At 34.6% G+C, this 20,634-nt stretch carries 18 protein-coding genes and 1 pseudogene; 12 read left to right on the top strand and 7 right to left on the bottom strand.

Annotated elements, in window-relative coordinates; all coding sequences use genetic code 11:
* Together AMQ68_RS16665 and AMQ68_RS16660 are read left to right on the top strand one after the other, a co-directional pair.
* Complete coding sequence (locus AMQ68_RS16665; protein WP_054511735.1) at positions 1-1,314, top strand: HlyD family secretion protein; 1,314 nt, start codon at positions 1-3, stop codon at positions 1,312-1,314.
* Positions 1,298-2,701, top strand: a complete 1,404-nt coding sequence (locus AMQ68_RS16660; protein ID WP_054511734.1) for a TolC family protein — start codon at positions 1,298-1,300, stop codon at positions 2,699-2,701. Before AMQ68_RS16665 ends, AMQ68_RS16660 begins: the two co-directional genes overlap by 17 nt.
* A 326-nt stretch (positions 2,702-3,027) precedes the next feature.
* Here AMQ68_RS16660 and AMQ68_RS16655 read toward each other — a convergent pair whose 3' ends face one another.
* The 5 genes from AMQ68_RS16655 to AMQ68_RS16635 form a co-directional block, all read right to left on the bottom strand.
* Complete coding sequence (locus tag AMQ68_RS16655) at positions 3,028-4,305, bottom strand: chloride channel protein (protein ID WP_054511733.1); 1,278 nt, start codon at positions 4,303-4,305, stop codon at positions 3,028-3,030.
* 79 nt (positions 4,306-4,384) lie between these two features.
* Positions 4,385-5,071, bottom strand: coding sequence for a hypothetical protein (locus AMQ68_RS16650; protein ID WP_054511732.1), 687 nt, complete (start codon positions 5,069-5,071; stop codon positions 4,385-4,387).
* A gap of 69 nt (positions 5,072-5,140) precedes the next feature.
* On the bottom strand, positions 5,141-5,527 hold the full coding sequence (locus AMQ68_RS16645; RefSeq protein ID WP_054511731.1) for a DUF423 domain-containing protein: 387 nt from the start codon (positions 5,525-5,527) through the stop codon (positions 5,141-5,143).
* Between the two features lie 2 nt (positions 5,528-5,529).
* The gene (locus AMQ68_RS16640) at positions 5,530-6,603 is read right to left on the bottom strand and encodes a hypothetical protein (protein WP_054511730.1); all 1,074 of its coding nucleotides are present in this window, start codon (positions 6,601-6,603) and stop codon (positions 5,530-5,532) included.
* A gap of 166 nt (positions 6,604-6,769) precedes the next feature.
* Entirely contained in the window at positions 6,770-8,098 is a 1,329-nt protein-coding gene (locus AMQ68_RS16635; protein WP_054511729.1) for a hydroxymethylglutaryl-CoA reductase, degradative, read from the bottom strand.
* Between the two features lie 194 nt (positions 8,099-8,292).
* On the opposite strand from AMQ68_RS16635, the gene AMQ68_RS16630 reads away from it, so the two are divergent.
* Positions 8,293-9,552: a putative DNA modification/repair radical SAM protein gene (locus tag AMQ68_RS16630; RefSeq protein WP_054511728.1), complete on the top strand. Its 1,260-nt coding sequence runs from the start codon at positions 8,293-8,295 to the stop codon at positions 9,550-9,552.
* Between the two features lie 20 nt (positions 9,553-9,572).
* Here the strand turns inward: AMQ68_RS16630 and AMQ68_RS16625 are convergent, their stop codons facing one another.
* The gene (locus AMQ68_RS16625; RefSeq protein ID WP_241775160.1) at positions 9,573-10,682 is read right to left on the bottom strand and encodes a P1 family peptidase; all 1,110 of its coding nucleotides are present in this window, start codon (positions 10,680-10,682) and stop codon (positions 9,573-9,575) included.
* A 124-nt stretch (positions 10,683-10,806) separates the two neighbouring features.
* Between AMQ68_RS16625 and AMQ68_RS16620 the strand changes: the two genes are divergently transcribed.
* On the top strand, positions 10,807-11,565 hold the full coding sequence (locus AMQ68_RS16620; protein ID WP_054511727.1) for a TIGR03915 family putative DNA repair protein: 759 nt from the start codon (positions 10,807-10,809) through the stop codon (positions 11,563-11,565).
* Positions 11,566-11,575: 10 nt separating this feature from the next.
* On the opposite strand, the gene AMQ68_RS16615 is transcribed toward AMQ68_RS16620, so the two are convergent.
* Positions 11,576-12,373, bottom strand: coding sequence for a DNA alkylation repair protein (locus AMQ68_RS16615; RefSeq protein ID WP_054511726.1), 798 nt, complete (start codon positions 12,371-12,373; stop codon positions 11,576-11,578).
* A 440-nt stretch (positions 12,374-12,813) separates the two neighbouring features.
* On the opposite strand from AMQ68_RS16615, the gene AMQ68_RS16610 reads away from it, so the two are divergent.
* The 8 genes and pseudogenes from AMQ68_RS16610 to recA all read left to right on the top strand — a co-directional run.
* Positions 12,814-13,152 (top strand): helix-turn-helix domain-containing protein, encoded by a 339-nt coding sequence (locus AMQ68_RS16610; RefSeq protein WP_054511725.1) that lies wholly within the window; start codon positions 12,814-12,816, stop codon positions 13,150-13,152.
* 170 nt (positions 13,153-13,322) lie between these two features.
* A complete protein-coding gene (locus AMQ68_RS16605; protein WP_054511724.1) occupies positions 13,323-14,192 on the top strand; it encodes a DUF4846 domain-containing protein in 870 nt (289 codons plus the stop codon).
* 83 nt (positions 14,193-14,275) lie between these two features.
* The gene (gene pfkA / locus AMQ68_RS16600; protein WP_054511723.1) at positions 14,276-15,262 is read left to right on the top strand and encodes a 6-phosphofructokinase; all 987 of its coding nucleotides are present in this window, start codon (positions 14,276-14,278) and stop codon (positions 15,260-15,262) included.
* A gap of 26 nt (positions 15,263-15,288) precedes the next feature.
* Positions 15,289-16,299, top strand: a complete 1,011-nt coding sequence (gene gap / locus AMQ68_RS16595; RefSeq protein ID WP_054511722.1) for a type I glyceraldehyde-3-phosphate dehydrogenase — start codon at positions 15,289-15,291, stop codon at positions 16,297-16,299.
* A 91-nt stretch (positions 16,300-16,390) separates the two neighbouring features.
* On the top strand, positions 16,391-16,867 hold the full coding sequence (locus AMQ68_RS16590; protein WP_054511721.1) for a hypothetical protein: 477 nt from the start codon (positions 16,391-16,393) through the stop codon (positions 16,865-16,867).
* 312 nt (positions 16,868-17,179) lie between these two features.
* Positions 17,180-17,944 carry a helix-turn-helix transcriptional regulator gene (locus AMQ68_RS16585; protein ID WP_054511720.1) on the top strand — a complete coding sequence of 255 codons (765 nt, stop codon included), beginning with the start codon at positions 17,180-17,182 and terminating at the stop codon, positions 17,942-17,944.
* A 146-nt stretch (positions 17,945-18,090) separates the two neighbouring features.
* Positions 18,091-19,287, top strand: a complete 1,197-nt coding sequence (locus tag AMQ68_RS16580) for an oxygenase MpaB family protein (RefSeq protein WP_054511719.1) — start codon at positions 18,091-18,093, stop codon at positions 19,285-19,287.
* Positions 19,288-19,515: 228 nt separating this feature from the next.
* A pseudogene (recA, locus tag AMQ68_RS16575) lies at positions 19,516-20,622 on the top strand (recombinase RecA); the annotation flags it as partial.
* Positions 20,623-20,634 lie beyond the last annotated feature (12 nt).

Raw genomic sequence — 20,634 nt, 5'->3', positions numbered from 1 at the left:
ATGAAACTACAGTCATTTGACAAAATATATCATATTCATAAAAAATCAAGGGTAAAAAGATGGTTTCTTTTTATTTTCATTGGAGGCATCATTACCTTATTTCTCCCTTGGACACAGAATATAAAAGTAAAGGGAAGTGTAACCTCTCTTTATCAGGAACAGCGCCCCCAACAGCTGAACTCTCCTATTCCGGGGAAAATTATCAAGTGGAATATTAAAAATGGTGATTACGTAAAAAAAGGAGATACTTTACTACAGCTTTCAGAAATAAAAGATGACTACCTAGATCCTCTTTTGGTACAGAGAACCCAAGATCAGGTAAATGCTAAAAAAGGAGTAAGAGAATATTATGAAGCTAAAGTAGGAACAGTTAACAATCAGTTTCAGGCATTACATACGGCAAGAGATCTTAAATTGAATCAATTAAAAATAAAGATCAGCCAGCTCAACAATAAACTTACTGGCGAAGAAGCCGAATTAGCCGCTACCATCAATGAACTCAGTCTTTCTGAAGATCAGTTTTCGAGACAGAAAAAAATGTATGATGAAGGATTGGTTTCCCTTACCCAGTTTCAACAAAGAAGTATTTCGTATCAAAATGCGGTGGCAAAAAAATCGGCGTCAGAAAATAAAGTCGCCCAAACCCGTCAGGAAATTTCGAATATAGGAATTGAACAAAACTCTGTGATACAGGATTACACCGAAAAGTTAAGCAAGACCGAGGGAGACCGTTTTCAGAATATGGGGCAGATTGAAGGAAGTGATGGCGATATTGCCAAACTTGAAAATCAGGTAGCCAACTATAAAGCTAGGCAAGGTTTATATTTCATTATTGCATCACAGGACGGACAAGTGGTACAACTCAATAAATCCGGTATTGGCGAAATGCTGAAAGACGGAGAAAACATCGGAACGATTGTCCCCACCAACGTAAATTATGCAGTAGAAATTTACATAAAACCTGTAGACCTTCCACTAGTAAAAGAAGGACAACGGGTGATGTGCATCTTCGACGGTTTTCCTGCCATTGTATTCTCAGGTTGGCCCAATTCAAGCTATGGAACATTTGCGGGGAAAGTAGTTGCTGTAGAAAATAACATTAGTGCAAACGGACTTTTTAAAGCATTCGTGATTGAAGATAAAAATGAAAAACAATGGCCACCAAAAATTAAAATGGGAGCCGGCGTACAGGGAATTGCCATTCTTAACGATGTTCCTGTATGGTATGAACTATGGAGAAATATCAACGGCTTCCCTCCTGATTATTATGAAATAAAAAACGACCAATCTATTAAATATGAAAAAGCAAAATAAAATTCTTTTCATTATCATCTTGTCTTTTTTTCAAAATGGTTGGGCACAGGACTCCCTTAAAATTTCTGCACAGGAATTTATTGCGGTCGTAAAAAATTATCATCCGTTAGCATTAAAATATCAGCTTCAAAACACAATGGCTCAATCTGAAATTACAAAAGCTAGAGGTGGTTTTGATCCTATTTTAGGTGGAAAGATTGGAGAAAAAAATATTGACGGAACCCAATATTACGAACAAAAAAATATAGAACTCGGAATTCCAACCTGGTACGGGATTGATCTTACCGCAAGCTATAATTATCTGGATGGTCAAAAGCTGAATTCCAGCGATACCAAAGGCGGACTTTACCAAATGGGAATTACGATTCCTTTAGCGAAGAATCTTCTGTACGACAAGCGAAGAGCAATGCTGGATCAGGCAAAATTTGCCCTAAAGATGACAGAAGCCGAACAAACCGTTTTAACCAATGATCTTCTTCTAAATGCAGAAAACACGTATTGGGAATGGGTACAAAGTTTCGAGATCTACCGATTACAAACCAAAGCCGTTGAGATTAATAAAAATCGTTTAAACCTTACCCAAAAAACTTTTGAATACGGAGAAAGAGCGGCCATAGATACCGTAGAAGCTCTATCGCAATTGCAGAGTTTTGAACTTCAGCAAAGAGAAGCTTATTTAAATTTTGTAAAAAACACTCAGCAGCTCCAATTATTTTTATGGAAAGATAAGCAAGAATTATATGAAATTTCACAGCTCATTTATCCAGCAGATAATCTTTCAGAACACACTGCCTATTCAGATTTTGAATTTCTTCTCCACGAACTTCAAACCAAAACAACAGACAATCATTTGTCTATTCTGTATTATACCCAGAAGCATTATATTTTAGAAAGTGAACGTAAATTGAAATGGCAGAGCTTCCTCCCTAAAGTAGATTTTACTTATAATTTTTTCAACAAAGAAAATTACAGCACTGATTATCTTCCTCTATTCGACAATAATTTCCAATATGGATTAAAGCTTGAAATTCCGGTTTTTCAAAGAGAAGCCAGAGCCAATCATCAAATCGCCAAGATTAAAATAGAACAGAATCAGCTCGACACGCAGCTTAAAAAAAGAGAACTCGACACCAAGATTGAGACCTATAAAAATGAAGTATTGAATTACCATACCCAGATTAATCTTTCACAAAACAATCTCGTTAACTATCAAAAACTTCTCGTTGCGGAAGAAACCAAATACAGCAATGGGGAAAGTTCTCTTTTCCTCATCAATTCAAGAGAAAATAAGGTTATAGATGCTCAGGAAAAGTTTATTTCCATTAAAACAAAATTTCTGAAAAGCTTTAATAAGCTAAAATGGATGAAAGAAAATTTCTCTCTATAAAACTAAAAAGTTCAGAAATACATCTGAACTTTTTTTATTTGTATTCTGATTTCAAATTTGAACTGAAAAATAATGTTAAGTCTGTTTAAGCTAATTAAAAATTTAACCACAAAAGGTACAAAAGCTACTATTAAACTATTTAAAGCTTAACTATTTTGAAAACATAAGCTTACAAAAGAAGAAAAATCAAAGATTTTTTTTAAAACTCATGTGTACTTATTTACAGTTTATGATTAACTTAAATAATGCTTAATTCTTTTGACTCTTTTGTGGTTAAAAGAAAAACTGTAAACAAGTTTATTATTGTAATTTGTTAAAACAACGCTTTATTCCTCAGCCAGTTTTTCAGACTGAGAACCAATAAATGGAATTCTTGGTGCTAAGAAATATCCTGTTAGACTCGCAAAAAGAATCGGTACGAAATACGTAAATCCTGTTAAGGTTCCCAAAATAATCGTTGTACTCATTGGAGTTCTTGTTACACAGGCATTGATCGCAGCCATACAACTTACAATTGCCAACGTTGTATCAACGGTTGGAAATAAATTGTGGATAATTAATCCCAGCGTTGTTCCCACAAAGAAAAGCGGAATGATAAAACCACCTCTCCAGCCTGAAGTTACGGTAATGGCGATTGCTACTATTTTAAAAATTAAGATTAAAATTAAAAAGTTTAATGCAAAATTTCCGTTGATGATTTGGTTGATCTCGTTATGCCCGAAATATCTTGTAATCGGAAAATAGAAAGCAATAATTCCTAAAATAACGCCGCCTACAAACGTTTTAATATAGATGGGTAAATTTCTGTATTCAAAAACTTTCTTGAAAAATTTAACCACAAAAATAAAAATCCAACCAAACAATGTTCCTACAATTCCAAACGCTGTTGCATAAGCAAAATCATAAACCCCGGTGTAATGATAGGCCTTCAAATCCCAAGTCGCCCCGATTCCCAAATGGATGATCAAAGCAAACATCAGATAACTGAAACAGCTCGCTACCAACGCAGGAATAATGGCTTTATAATATTCAACCGCGTGTTTATGATGTAGAATTTCTAAAGAGAAAAGACTTCCTCCAAGCGGAGCGCCGAACAGCGCCGTAAAACCGGATGCCATTCCGGCAATACTTAAAGAACGTAATTCTTCTCCTTTCAATCTGAAAATTTTCCCGAGCCAAGTTCCTGTAGAGCCCGTCACCTGAACCAAAGGTGCTTCCGGACCTAAACTTCCTCCCGATGCCACACAAAAAAGAGATGACAAAATCATGGAAGGATTATTTTTCGGTTCTAATTTTCCTTTATTAAATCTGATATTATTGACGATCAAATGAATTTCTCCCGGATCTCCGATAAAGTGAATCACCAAACCAGCCAACAATCCACAAATGGCCATTGTAGGAATAACCATCCAACCTTGAAATTGAGCCAAAAACTCAGTAAAATGTTCAAGCACGATCCAATATAATCCTGCTATAATTCCACCTACCAGACCTGTAAAAGCCCACATAAAAAAAGTCCGGCTAAACACAAACGGATTAAACCTAATGGGCTGATCCAAAAGATCAAATGTTTTGATAATTCGCCTTCTTCTGTTGATTTTCATTTTAATTTATTTTAAATACTAAAAGAATATCATCATTTGCCTTTACTGAATATTTCAGTTTTTATACTGCGTGTTTTATTTATTCGAATCTTAACACAATGGGCTGTGCAAAGTTTTGTACAATCGGTTTTTTATGATACAGCAAAGGTTTTTCCAAGCCTCCAATGGCGTATAGGAACAATGCACTGATGATACCGAATTCTGTATCAGAGGCTCCTTTATATTTTACGTTTTTGAATTTTCCATCAATATCAATCATAAAATTCAAATGACAACGATAGGTTCCTCCCTCATAATCATTTATCAAATAAACAGGAAATTCAGCTGTTAAGCGTTTTTTCAACTCTGCAAGCTGTTGAAAATTTTCAACTTCGCTAATATCAACAGGAGCATTTTTCACTTGCTCCGGAGGGTTACTTCCTGTTTGAGTCACATTATTTTCGGGTTGTATTTCGCCCGCTGTTTTAAATGAAATATTGGGATCTATCTTTCCGATCATCACCTCTTTGTCATAGATATTTTGATACAGTTTTTTTAGATTGTCTAATTTTTCACCGTAAAAAGTTCTATACTTTTGACCATATACAACCTGATCTTTTTTATAATCATACCGCTGAACGCTATCAGAAAAACGCTTTTGTATATTTTTTACTTCAGTTAAAATATTTCCATTCATTAATGGCTTCTTCTCCTGTGCATTCATTTTCTGAACACTTGCAGAAGAGATGATAAACGCAATAAAAAATAATAAAAAACGAGGCTTCATGGTTTGATTTTTCGGTAAACAATCTACACAAAATATCGCAGACTTATTTTTTTGATGAGATCGTGATGATTAAATTCTATTCTTAGCAAAATAAACAATCAGCATTCCCCAGCTGATAATCATCAACAAACCTCCAAGTGGTGTGATAGGGCCTAAAAATTTCAGGTTTGCTCCTAAGTAATCCTGTAGACTCAAGAAATAAATACTGAACGAAAACAGCATCGTTCCCGCAATCATTAAAATAGAAACCCATTTTTCTGATGAAGTTTCAAACTTTAAAATATATCCTACGATCAATAAAAAGAAAGCAGCATACATCTGATATCTTACTCCTGTTTCAAAACTTTCCAGTCTTTCCACAGATAATATTTTCTTTAAAGCGTGCGCGCCGAATGCACCTAAAATTACTGATAACATGCCGTAAACAGCACCAAAGACTAAAGTTATTGTTTTCATTTTTATAATTCTTCTAATTCTAGATTTAAATATTTTTTCGTTTTATAATCCTGCCAGGTTCCTGTTATTTTATTTCCTTTCAAATCTGCTTCTATGAAAGCTCTCGGAATCCAGGCTTTTAATTCTTCACTATGGTAATCGTTTTCTGTGATCGAGATATGATTATTTTTAAGCGTTCCACTCCATTCTATGAATTTTTTATTTTTATCATACCAATATACAGCAGAAAAACCTCCATCATCATATGTTCGTTTGACCAAAAGGGTAATAGGATATTTCTTATCAATCTTCCCTTTATACAATCTGTTTTGTATCGTGAGGTGGGCAACAATTTGTTCAGAACCGGAAAGTAAATTTTGAGCATAGGAACTCCAGTACTTTTCCAATTCCTTATACGGAAAGACTATTTCATGACTTCCCAAATCATCCAACGCTCTCGAAGCATGATTAGAACATCTTCCTACAACCACCGTGAGTTTATCTTTTCCAAAAAAGTATTCTAAATATTCAAGGGTATTGTCTGTAAAACAGTTTTCGTAGATTTCGATCTGCTCTTTTCCATCCTCAGAATTATCCTTATAAAATTTAAGTTCCGTAAGAAAATCATTGATCCTTTTTTTAACCCTTTGATTAATTAAATTTTCAACGGTCTTCATTGAATTGGGTTGAAATAGATCTTGAAGATTAATATAATTTCCCGTTCTCAAATCAAAATTCTTCCAATTAGAAAAACTTTCAGGATAAGCTCCTGTTGCTTCGCCATCCATGGCAATACTCAAGATATTTTTAGGTGTCTCCAATTGCTCCCAACTGTAAAACTGAACATAGTTTGTGTAAGAATTGGTAGCTGTAGAAGCTCGTTTAAAAGGATTTCCTCCCGAATTTGGAATATATTCTAATCCATCTACCTGTAAATACGTATTGATCTTATTCTCTACCGAAGGTTTTTCGCTGTAAGAAATTACCGGAAAAACATAGTCTTCAGATTTGGGTTGCAGATTATTGATCTTCACATTTTTTTGTTGTGAAAAACTTAAACCATAAATCAAGATAAAGAATAAAATTTTACTTTTCACTATTTTGAATTTAAATAGAGCGTAATAAATCTGGCAACTAACGTAGAGATTCCCAAAATGATAAACATAATGCCAAATTTCTTTGAACTTTGAAAGCCTCTTAGTTTTGTTACTTTTAAAAAGATCCCAAATATCAGGAATATGATGGGTAAAATTATCTGAATCATTATTGTCCTCTTAATCTGTTAAATTCATTGATAACTTCGTGGTGCGTAACCGTTTTATCTTTAAAATACGTCACAAAATGCTGCTTTTCTTCTTCCGTTGCTCCCATTTGGTTCAGGATATTGAATAAATGCATTTTCATGTGACCTTTCTGAATCCCTGTTGTCACCAAAGAACGTAATGCTCCAAAGTTTTGAGCCAAACCGGAAACCGCCAAAATACTCATCAATTCCTGAGCAGAAGGCTTACCAAGTAAAGCTAAAGAGAATTTTACCAAAGGATGAAGATTTGTTAAACCACCCACAACTCCTACAGAAATCGGAAGATCGATCCAGAATCTGAAAACTCCGTTATCGGTTGTACAATGCGTTAATGACCTGTATTGTCCGTCTCTCGCAGCATAAGCATGAGCGCAAGCTTCTGTTGCTCTGAAGTCATTTCCTGTTGCAATTACTACAGCATCTACTCCATTCATCACGCCTTTATTATGCGTTGTCGCACGGAAAGGTTCAATCTCAGCAATCGTAACTGCTTGTTTAAATTTTCTGGCAAACTCTTCATTGGAAATTCCGCTGTCGTCTTTCAAGTCTTCAATTTTGCAAGAAACCTCAGCTCTTACAATACAGTCAGGCGTGAAATTAGAAAGAATGTTCATCACAACCTGCAAAGAATCTTTTTCTTCCTGTGTGAAATCTTCATCTTTTGCAACCTCTTCTTTCAGTGTTTTACCGAATTGCTCAAGACATGAATTAATAAAATTCGCGCCCATAGAATCTACGGTATCAAAACTTGCTTTAAGCTGATAGTAATGTGCCATTTCAGAAGTTTTATCAACCAATTTGATATCTAAAATTCCACCACCACGATTTCTCATGTTCGCCGTAATACTTTCTGTAGCCTCAAACAATTTTTTCTTTAATTTAAAATTAAAAAAATGTTGCAGTTTATGAGATTCTACGTTAAATATAAAGTGGGTGTGGCCTAATTTTTCCGTATTGATAATGGTGGTCTTGAAACCTCCTTTATCAATCCAGAATTTAGCTGCCTTGGAAGCTGCCGCCACAACAGAACTTTCCTCAACCGCCATCGGAAGAGCCAATAGTTTTCCGTCGATTAAAAAGTTGGGAGCAATCCCGTAAGGCATATAAAAATTGGAGATTGTATTTTCAGAAAACTCTTCATGAAGCTTCTGAAGATCAGCATTATCATTCCAATATTGTTTTAATATATTTTGATATTCTTCGTTTCCTTCAAGATATTCAGTGACAAGCCAGTCGATTTTCCCTTGTTTTGTCAGTTTGGAAAAACCTTCTACGGGTTTATGGTTCATATGGATCTTTTTTATGATGAGTGAGATATAATCGTAAGTTTACGATTTCACGCATAAATTAATGACCGTAAATATAGTAATTTTGTCTCTGCCAATTGTGGATAACTTCCATCAAAAAAGATTGATATTTATCAATTTTGGAACTACATTTGAACAGAAAACACAGGCTAATATTAATATTTTCAATTAAAAAAATGAATTTTGAACGTCTGAAAGAAAAACTCGAAATCCTTGCCGATGCAGCGAAATATGATGTTTCGTGCTCATCCAGCGGAGGTTCGAGAAAGAATAAAAAAGGCGCTTTGGGAGACAGTTCCGCAAGCGGAATTTGCCATACCTATACCGAAGACGGGCGATGTGTGTCTCTTCTCAAAATTCTTTTGACCAATCATTGTATTTACGATTGTGCGTACTGTGTTTCCAGAAGTTCAAATGATATTAAAAGAGCCGGATTCACGGTGGAAGAAGTCGTAGACCTAACCATTAATTTTTACCGAAGAAATTATATCGAAGGATTATTTTTAAGCTCAGGTATTTTTAAAAATGCCGACACTACAATGGAACGTTTGGTTCGTGTGGCGAAAAAATTACGTTTGGAAGAAAATTTCAACGGATATATTCATTTAAAATCAATTCCCGGAGCGAGTGATGAATTGATGCAGGAAGCCGCTTTGTATGCCGACAGATTATCTATTAATATTGAAATTCCCACAGAAAGTGGATTGAAATTATTAGCTCCAGAAAAAAACAGACAGGATATGCTCAATCCGATGAAATACATTCAAAAAGGAATTACGCAATATCAAGATGAAAAGAAAATTTTCAGAAAAGTTCCGAAGTTTGCGCCTGCCGGACAGTCTACCCAAATGATTGTTGGAGCAACGAATGAAAATGACTTACAGATCATTAAAGTTGCCGATCATTTTTATAAAAACTTTAATCTAAAAAGAGTGTATTACTCCGGTTACGTTCCTGTTTTGGAAGATAAAAGATTGCCTTCTTTAACGACGGAAGTTCCGATGCTTAGGGAAAACCGTCTTTATCAATCGGATTGGTTGATGAGATTTTATGGTTTTAGAGCGGAAGAAATTTTAGATCCAACGATGCCATTTCTGGATCTGGAAGTTGATCCCAAATTAAGCTGGGCGTTGAGAAATCTTCATCAATTCCCCATCAATTTACAAACCGCAGAGTATCAACTTATTTTAAGAATTCCAGGAATCGGCGTAAAAACAGCTCAAAAAATTGTGAGTGCAAGACGTTTTCAGGTGTTGACAATAGAACATTTAAAAAAATTAGGAGCAGCGGTAAATAGAGCCAAATATTTTATTGATTTTACTGCAGGAAATATTCATTTGAGATATTTGACGGATATTAATCTCAGAAAGCTTTTAATTGGAGGAAGTACTTCTAAGTTTCAGAATCAGTTTTCGCAGCAGTTGACCCTTTTTTAAATCATCTTTTTTTTCATAAATTACGGAATACGATTATATTTTTTCAGCAAATCCTTTAATTTATCTAAAGGAATTGATTCTACTTTATGCCCTTCATTCCCTGTCACAGTAATTGCCATTGTAAGAGAGTTTAATACAGCTTCCTCTGTTGCTTCGATTGCAGCAAGAAATAATTGTGATGTATAATCATTATGCAGATTTGGAACATTTTTTACTGAACTTTCGGGTTGATTCTGAATTCTTGATTCTAAATCTGTTGAAAATGCAATTGCATACTCTCCGCTACCATGAGACATTATTCCTCCTGTTCTTCCTACTCCAATCATTGCTCTTGCTGCTAATCTTTCTAAATTACGACTATCTAAGGGGGCATCAGTTGCAATAATAATCATACAAGAACCATCAACATTATTTAGTAGCTGATTACTAAATGAAAACTTTTTTAATTCTTTTCCAACCGGAACACCATCAACCTGTAAAACCCCACCAAAATTGGTTTGAACCAAAACTCCAACTGTATATCCTCCTAGACTTTGAGGAAGTTTACGGGATGAAGTACCAATTCCACCTTTAAAAGCAAAACATGTTGTCCCTGTGCCGGCTCCAACATTTCCTTCTACTACCAAGCTACTAGCTCTCTGTATTGCCTCAAGAACATCACTTTCCAAAATATGACGGCCTCGAATATCGTTTAACCATCCATCATTAGTTTCCCCAACCACAGCATTTACAGATTGAACTTTTTCATTTCCTTTTTGTTGAAGAGTATAATTAACTAAGGCACTGATTCCGGTACTTACATTTAAAGTATTCGTTAGTATTATTGGGGTTTCAAGATTACCTAGTTCCATTACCTGCGTAAAGCCTGCAAGTTTCCCAAAGCCGTTACCCACAAATATACCTGCAGGTACTTTTTGCTGAAAAAGATTTCCGTTGTGAGGTATAATAGCTGTAACGCCAGTTCTGACGTTTTCTCCTTTTATTACAGTTTTATGTCCTACTAAAACACCGTCGACATCAGTAATGCTGTTTTGTTTACCCGGCTGTAAAACTCCCGGTCTTATTCCTAACTCGCGAATTCTTTTTTGGGCAACAGCACCATTGAAGAAAGTAACAAGTAACAAAATCATTAAATTTTTAAACATTCTGTCTGGTAATAATAAAGTAAACATATTGTATTGTAAATTTGACTAACAATATTAGAAAATAAATTTGACTAATATTATTTTAAAAAGATTTTTATTATTTTTCTAAATGACCACTTTACTCTACGACGGCAGTTTCGACGGACTTTTTACTGCAATATTCGAGGTTTTCGAGTATAAGTATAAAGATGTGGAAATTGTAAGCAGGGAAAGATTTCATCAGGAGAATATTTTTGCGGAAATTCATGAAGTGATTACGCAGGAAGCAAAATCTGAGCGGGTTTTAAATAAACTAGAAGAAAATATTGGTAAGGCAGGAATTCATGAATTGGTAAAAGTTTATCTATCCGAAGATATAGCATTGGAGCAGCTTATATTATCCGCCGTAAAGCAATCTATAAAAAATCCCAAAGAAAATATTCTGCAAAACTATGCAGATAACGATATCCTGAAAATATCTAAGATCTGCAAATCTGTTAGTAGAGAAAGACACCGAATGACTGCTTTTGTTCGTTTTGAAAAAATGCAGGACGATGTTTTCTTTGCTAAAATAGATCCCGATTTCAATGTACTTCCCTTAATCCGGAAACATTTTAAAGACCGTTATCAGGATCAGAAATGGATGATTTACGACCTCAGAAGAAACTACGGTATCTTATACGATCTTGAAAACTGCGATTTCTTTTATCCTGATGAAAAACTAGACCTAAATAAGTATCAGCAAAAGTTCCATGATGAAGAAAACCAGTATCAAACGCTTTGGCAGCGGTATTTTACGAAGACTAATATTGTTGAAAGGAAGAATTTAAAATTACATATCCAACACGTTCCGAAGAGATATTGGAAGTATTTAACGGAAAAAAGGTGAGGTAATTATTTTATTTCTCAATGGTTCGCAATGCTCTTTTAACAATATATGCTGTTTCTTTTGTCGGGCTTTCTTCAAGCCATTTTTCACATAGATTTCTCACAAAATCAGGTTGTGATTTACTGGCGTCGTTCAGCCAATTTCCTACACTGTCCTGAACATATTTTGAAGAATCGGATTTCATATGCTCCAAAATTACCAACCCTAATTCAGGATTTTGTTTTAATGCATCAATATGTGCACACCAAACCCCACGCGGTCGTGTTGATTCGCTTGAAAAACGTCTTACATTTTCGTCTTGGCTATTCGTCCAAGTTGATAAAATCGACAAAGCTTCATGGAGGTGAGTTGAAATATCTGGCCTAACAGCCATCCAACAAATCTCACGAACACCAAAATGTTGATCTGCAGCAAAAACTTTAATCCTTTCCAACTTTTCACCAATCGTTATATCAGGATCTTTACCAATGGTATACGTTGCCCAACAACGCACTAAATCTGACGAATGCGTTGAAATAACAGCTAAAAATCCATCATCTTTATTTTTTAAAACCAAGTTTAAAATTTCTGTTCCGATTGCTTCATTGATAGTATTCACGGTTTGTTTTCTCAAACCATTTACCTGTTCTAAAATTTCTTTCAGGTAATCTAATCTATTATTTTGTTTCAATAAATTTTCAAGCAATATTTTTTGATCTACTGCCAGCCATTCCGTAAGATTTTCCGTTTCTATTTCGCCACGATTTAATTGGTCTAAAATATCTTTTGGAATATCTTTTGTGGAACGAGCGCCTTTCCGTTTTTCCATTACTTTTATTTTTAAGTCTGTTTAAACTAATTCTAAATTTAACCGCATTAAAGGCTAATGTTTTCTTTTTTTCAGTTTAATAATAAGCTTTATATTAAGCCTGTTTAAACTAATTAAAAAATTTAACCACAAAAGATACAAAAGCTATTATTGAATCATTTAAAGTTGAACTACTTGAAGACAAAGCTTACAAAAGAATAAAAATCAAAGATTTTTTTAAACTTATGTGTTCTTGTTTGCAGTTCATTATGAACTTAAATAAATAATATGCTAATCTTTTATCTCTTTTGTGGTTAAAATAAAAAGTTTAAACAAGTTTTTTATCTATTGTAAAGAAAGAGCCCTTCTTTAAAATTTTATATTTTTACAAAGGTCGAAAAGCTTTACATCATAAGCAATACCGCATATTTTTCACCCATAGGGATAAAAAAATCAATTTTATGAATACAAAAGAATCTGCTGTAGAAAATAAAATTTGTCCGTTGGAAGTTGCCGTCAATACCATCAGTGGAAAATGGAAGATTCCTATTGTCTGGCAAATCAATGAAGGCAAAAAACGTCCGAGTGAATTTCTTCGAGGAATTGCTAAAGTTGACCGAAGAGTTCTGAATCAACAGCTGAGTGAAATGGTTGCTGATGGAATTTTAATGAAAGAATCTTTTCATGAACTTCCTCCCAGAGTTGAATACAGCCTAACCGATCTTGGAGAAAAACTAGTTAAAATTCTTTGGCAACTGAATGATTGGGGGAAATTATTGATTCCTGAAGATACTGTTTAAATACTTTTTTGAATATCCGCTTATACCATTAACACTGTAATAATTTTGCACCTTACATTTTATCGTAGATAAAATCCTTGCGTCTTAAAGTACATTGTTATTAAAAGAAATTGCGCCTTAGCGATTCTCCAACAAAACTTTTTATCTTTCAATAAATTTAAAAAACACACATGAAAAAAATATTATTTTTAATTACGATAACAACAATCCTAAGTTGTAAAAATGATAAAACCTCATCAAATACTAAAACTGATGGAAATGAAAATTCAATTTCTGAAGCGTTAGTTAACATCAATAAAGATAAAAACACCATCAAAGAAAGATTCTCTCCACCCAAAGACTATGAATGGGTTGATGAAAAACCAGATTCCTTCGGATATTTTATTGAAAATTTTACGTTAAAACCTTACGGAAGCCCCATTTTAAAATATGACGGAACTCGCATTGCAACACAAAACGTTCATGAAGCTATCTTTGATATTGATACCGGAAATAAAGATCTACAACAATGCGCTGATGCTGCTATCCGCCTGAGAGCTGAGTATTTATTTAAAGCTAAAAAATTTGATGAGATAAAATTTCATTTTACAAACGGAGATCTGGTCAGTTGGAATGATTATAAAAATGGCACCAGAGCATTCGTTAACGGTAATTCGGTAAGCTTTAGAAAAACTTCGCCCTTCGATGATTCCTATAAAAGCTTTCGATACTATTTAGATTTGATCTTTAATTATGCCGGAACCATATCCTTAAATAAGGAAACAAAACCTGTTATTAAAAATTCTGATTTGAAAACCGGAGATATTTTAATCACTCCGGGAAGTCCGGGACATGTTGTATTTATTTCCGGAGTAGCCAAAAACAAAGCAGGTCAAAAGTTATTTTTATTAGCCGAAGGATTCACTCCTGCTCAATCGATTCACCTACTTTCCAATCCTTTTGATAAAAATATTTCGCCTTGGTATGATTTGGACGTAAATGCTTCAGAAACCCAAACTGCGAGATATATCTTTAAACCCACTAATTTTAGACATTTTTAATAATTTATATTCAAAAGTCTTATAAACTTACTACCATTATCTGAACTTGTTTTTGTAGATTTGTGTTCGAAATTTTTTACTAGATGAAAGAGAGTGCTGTAAAAAAAATTGCCGTTCTTACTTCAGGAGGTGATGCTCCGGGTATGAATGCTGCATTAAGAGCGGTGGTAAGAACCGCAAATTACTATAATATCGAATGCTACGGAGTAAGAGAAGGCTATAATGGTCTTATCCACGACGAATTCCTGAAAATGGGACCTCGTTCCGTAAAAAATATAATCAACCAAGGGGGAACCATTCTGAAATCCGCTCGATCCATGGAATTCAAAACCAAAGAAGGTCGTCAGAAAGCCTATGACAACTGTGTAAAACACGGTGTTGATGCATTGGTTTGTATTGGTGGAGACGGAACTTTCACTGGGGCAAAGATCTTTAATGAAGAATTCGGAATCAGAGTTTTGGGAGTACCCGGAACCATCGATAACGATATTTTCGGAACTGATAACACCATTGGTTATGATACGGCCTTGAATACTGCCATGGAAGCGATCGATAAGATCCGTGATACGGCAACATCCCACAACAGAATTTTCTTTGTTGAGGTAATGGGTCGTGATGCAGGTTTTATTGCTTTGAATAGCGGATTGGCAACAGGTGCTTTAGACATTTTGATTCCTGAGAAAAAAGACAGCATATCTGATCTTTTTGCAAACTTCAGAAAAGGAGAAAAAACAGGAAAAGCATCAAGTATTGTGGTGGTAGCTGAAGGTGAAAAATTAGCCAACATTTACGAATTAGCCGAAAAAACTAAATTGGAATTCCCTGATTACGACATTCGCGTTGCTATCTTAGGACACATCCAAAGAGGTGGATCACCAAGCTGCGCAGACAGAGTTTTGGCAAGCAGACTAGGATATGGTGCCGTGGTAGGATTAATGGAAGGACAAACAAACGTAATGGTAGGAATGCGTTCCAATGATATGGTATATACAGCCATTGAAGAAGCCATTAAAAAACATAACGAAATTAATAAAGATCTTTTATTGATTTCAGAAATTTTAGCAATCTAATATTTTATAAATTAAAACAAACTATTATGTCAACAATTAAAGTAGGTATCAACGGGTTTGGTAGAATTGGACGTCTTGTTTTCAGAGCAATGACTGAAAGAGACAACATCGAAGTTGTAGGAATCAATGACCTTATCGATGCTACATACATGGCTTACATGTTAAAATATGATTCTGTACACGGAATTTTCCCGGGAGAAGTATCTGTAGAAGGTAACGATCTTGTGGTAAACGGTAAAAGAATCAGAGTAACTGCTGAGAGAGACCCAAACAACCTAAAGTGGAACGAAATTGGAGCTGATTATATTGTAGAATCTACAGGTTTATTCTTGTCTAAAGATTCTGCTCAGGCTCACATCAACGCTGGTGCAAAAAAAGTAATTCTTTCTGCTCCTTCTAAAGATGATACTCCAATGTATGTAATGGGTGTGAACCACACTGAACTTACTGACGATATCAAAATCTTATCAAACGCATCTTGTACAACGAACTGTTTAGCTCCTTTAGCTAAAGTTATCCACGATAACTTCGGAATCGTAGAAGGTTTAATGACAACTGTACACGCTACAACTGCAACTCAAAAAACTGTTGACGGTCCTTCTGCGAAAGACTGGAGAGGTGGTAGAGCTGCTCTAAACAATATTATTCCTTCTTCTACAGGTGCTGCTAAAGCGGTAGGAAAAGTAATCCCTTCATTGAACGGAAAATTAACAGGGATGTCTTTCAGAGTACCAACTGTTGACGTTTCTGTAGTAGATTTAACAGTGAGAATTGAAAAGGCTGCTTCTTATGAAGAGATCTGTGCTGTAATTAAAGCTGCTTCTGAAGGTGAATTGAAAGGTATCCTTGGATATACTGAAGATGCTGTAGTTTCTCAAGACTTCATCGGAGACAAGAGAACTTCAATCTTTGATAAAGACGCTGGTATCATGCTTTCTCCTAACTTTGTAAAACTTGTTTCTTGGTATGACAACGAAATGGGTTATTCTAACAAGTTAGTTGATATGCTTGTACACGCTTCTTCTTTATCTAACTAATAAAGTAATTTAGCTTTACGATATAAAACCTTCCCTTTGGAAGGTTTTTTTGTGTTCAATATTTTTGTATTTTTGGAATAAACCTGCACAAATGAATTCAAAAAGCTTTCACGAAACCTCCCGATTTCCACTATTTATTGTAGGGATACTTATTACCCTGTTCATTGTAATCACTTTGATCCGTACAAAAAACGGAGAATTTGACATGACCATAGTATACATCACCATTCCCCTTATTTTACTTTTTACCTTTTCACTCCTTACATTACATCTCACTACAAGCTACTTCGAATACAGCTTCTTTCCGTTTACTTTTACATCAAAAAAAATAGAATGGAACGAAATCAAGGAAATTCAAATTGTAAAAACGAATCCCCTCCTCGATTTTGGAGGTTGGGGCATCAGACTTTCAGGGAAATATGGAAAATCTTTTATTATGGGAAACAACAACATTGTATTTTTACAGCTAAAGAACGGAAAAAAAAGATCCTTCTCTATAAAAGACAAACAAAAGTTAATCGAGTTTTTTAACGAAAATAACATTTCTTACAAAAAAGATGTAGCCTAAAAATAAAAAGACCTCTCAAAAAATTTTGAGAGGTTTTTAGTTTATCCTTTTCAACAGCTAACGAAAATTTTAAACTTTATGATTCATATACTGTTTTGCACAAAACAGCATATTTCTTATATTTTAATTGTTTGATTAAATTTTTCTGAACCAAGAATAATGTTCAGAAATACCAACTGTATAGCAAAACAGTTTAAAGAAAGTTTTCACGGTTATTAATGACACAAAGTTTAGAATTTTTTCTATATAAAAAAATCCCCCTTTTGTGGTATTTTTAAGAAATCTTTAACTATTTTTAAGCAAAACTCAATCATGCACAACTCTGAAGAGGAACACCCTTTAATTGAAGTATGGAAAGCCTACCCTGGGGTCAGGAAATCCGATGATAAAATTCTCTACAGACCACCTATTGAAAAAATCATTGGGGAAATGTTTAGCATTGGGCAATATTATTATTATGTATTAAACCTTACCAACAGTACCCTTTCTAACCATCATGAAATGCATGGTTTAAAAAAATATCCGGAAAATCTAAGAGAAGTCATTAATCTTACCCATCCTGATGACATTCCGTTTGTTATGAAAGCGGAACAAACTGTTATTGAAAAGATGCTGGAAATTGGTCTGGATCATCAACTATTCACGAAATCCAGCTATTGTTTTAGAATGAAAACGGCTAATGGAAATTATGAATTGTTTCATCATCAGGCTATTCCGACCCTGGAAGATGAAAATGGACACCTCATACAGTCTATCAACATTCATACGAACATTCATCATATCACAAAGCATAATCCGTATACGGTATTGGTTTCGGGAATAAGTCCCAGAAATGATTTTCACCAAATGAAGATTGATGATGAATCAATCCCTCATCACCCCTGTATGAATTTAACCAAAAGAGAAACCGAGGTTTTATCTTTTATAGCCAAAGGATATTCCGGATCAGAAATATCTAAAATGCTCATCTTATCTGAACATACCGTACGTACGCACAGAAGAAATATTTTAGCAAAAACAAGTTCAAGAAACAGCAAAGAATTGGTGAAAAAGGCTTTTGAATGGGGACTTATTTAATTTCAAATATGAATAGACAATGGTAAATTATGAATTAATCTTATCAAAATTTACAAGCAAAGCGACTTCACAATTAACCATTCACCTTTAAATCCTGATAAATCTCACCAAGGAATTTCGGCTTAAAACTTGTATTTTTATATTCAATGGAAAAAGCAACTTTACAACCTCGTTTTAAGAACTCTCAACATTTCAAAGACTTTTGGAGCAAAGGCAACGGAAAACAACTTACTGAATTTTCCGGAGCAGAGGTGAGTTTTAAAGATTTTGAAAAGTTCGCTCCTTATTTTTATCACGTTGATGAGATGGGTGATGAGGTGGTAAAAGACGTTTATCTCACTAAAAAATTCAGTGAGGCATCTAGAGAAATTGAAGGCTACATCCGAAATGGAATTTCAGTAAATGACAATATTCCTGAAAGTGTAAAAAAATTATTTTTACAAACCCAACAGATTCCCGAGTGGCTTGATTATGAATTGCTGAAAAGTGGCGCAGAACTCTGTATGAGAAGCAATATAGATTCATTAATTTCATTGAGAGACTACTGCTTAATTGGAGGTTACGATTACGCTTATCTCAACAAACCTTTGATTGCCACTGAAGCTTTAAAAAAAGGAGCGGTAAAGCGTCTTTCCGAGACGTTGGACTTTTGGGTAAACGCAACAAGATACAACGCTTTGGAAGTTCATGCTAAAGGATATGAATTTGCCATTAAAACAAGATTGATCCATTCCTACGCAAGACTTTCCATTAAAAAACATTACAAAGCCTGGGACACAGAAAACTGGGGCGAACCTATCAATTCATGGGATATGATGGCAACGTACATCGGTTTCAGTTTGGTATTCCTTCACAGTCTTAAAAAATTAGGAAATACATTTTCCGTTGAAGAAGAAAAAGGGCTGTTTCACCTTTGGAAATATGTCGGATATCTATTAGGGATCCCTGAAAATTTATTACCCGACGATAAAAAACAAGCGACAGAATATTTTTATTTATGGACTTCGGTTCAGCCACCCGCTGATAAAGATTCTGCCTTACTGGCTCATTCTCTTTTGAATGAATCACTGGAAAATCCCATTCTAAAATTTAAGTTTCAAAGAAAAAATTTACGCTATTTACACATTTGCTGTACATGGTTTTTATTGGATGATGATGTTTGTAAAAGATTACAAATTCCGGATGTTCCTAACAGAGCAATTTTCCCCAATACAAAAATTGTGATCAACAAAATTTATGATAATTTAATCGGTCGCGATACTAGAATTAAAAGAGGTAACAAGGCTCAATTGAAAGTATTGGAAGATTATTTAAGCGTTACGAAAAACTCTAATTTTCATTAATTTACATCACTTTAAAAATACCATTTCCATATCAAATGATTAAGAATTTATTTTTCATTTAATAGATTAGTCATTTCATTCAGAATAACATACAACGTATCTTAACATGATTAATTTTATACTTTTTTAACTATAATATCAATTTCCAAGAATAAATAACATTAGTTTTTGAAAGTAAAATTCCCTATTTTTGAGCAATTATTTTAACAACAGATGAGCAACATAGAAGATAAGAAAAAGGCATTAGCATTAGTGCTTGACAAGCTAGATAAAACATACGGAAAGGGAACTGTAATGACATTGGGTGACAGCAATATTGACACTACAATCGAAGTTATTCCTTCAGGATCTTTAGGATTAGATATCGCTTTAGGCGTTGGCGGATATCCAAGAGGAAGAATCATTGAAATCTACGGACCTGAATCTTCAGGTAAAACAACTTTCTTTACACATCTATCGGATATTCCTTCAGAGTGATATCGCTTTAGCGTTGGCGGATATCCAAGAGGAAGAATCATCTGAAATCTAGGACCTGAATCTTCAGGTAAAACAACTTTAACACTTCATGCAATTGCTGAAGCTCAGAAAGCTGGTGGAATTGCTGCATTTATTGATGCAGAACACGCTTTTGACAGAGGCTATGCAGGAAAGCTAGGAATTGATCTTGAAAACCTTATCATTTCTCAACCAGACAACGGTGAACAAGCGCTGGAAATTGCTGACAACTTGATTCGTTCAGGAGCAATTGACATTGTGGTAATTGACTCTGTAGCTGCATTAACTCCAAAGGCAGAGATTGAAGGTGAAATGGGAGATTCTAAAATGGGTCTTCATGCAAGATTGATGTCTCAGGCGTTGAGAAAATTAACGGCGACTATTTCTAGAACAAAATGTACCGTAATTTTCATCAACCAGTTGAGAGAGAAAATCGGGGTAATGTTCGGAAATCCTGAAACAACAACAGGGGGTAATGCATTGAAATTCTATGCTTCTGTAAGAGTAGACATCAGAAAAGCAAGTGCACCTATCAAAAATGGAGATGAAGCTGTAGGAAGCCGTGTAAAAGTGAAAATTGTGAAAAACAAAGTAGCTCCACCTTTCAAAATGGCAGAATTCGACATCATGTATGGTGAAGGGGTATCTAAAACAGGAGAAATCCTTGATGCAGCAGTAGATATGGGAATTGTAAAGAAAAGCGGTTCTTGGTTCAGCTACGGTGAAACTAAATTGGGACAAGGTCGTGATGCAGTAAGAGATTTATTGAAAGACAATCCTGAACTTTCTGAGGAATTGGAAAATAAAATCAAAGAAGAAATTGCTAATAAAAAGCAGTAATTTCTAAAGATA

The organism is Chryseobacterium sp. ERMR1:04 (assembly GCF_001297705.1).
Lineage (GTDB): Bacteria > Bacteroidota > Bacteroidia > Flavobacteriales > Weeksellaceae > Chryseobacterium.
This window is presented reverse-complemented; position numbering and strand designations above follow the sequence as displayed.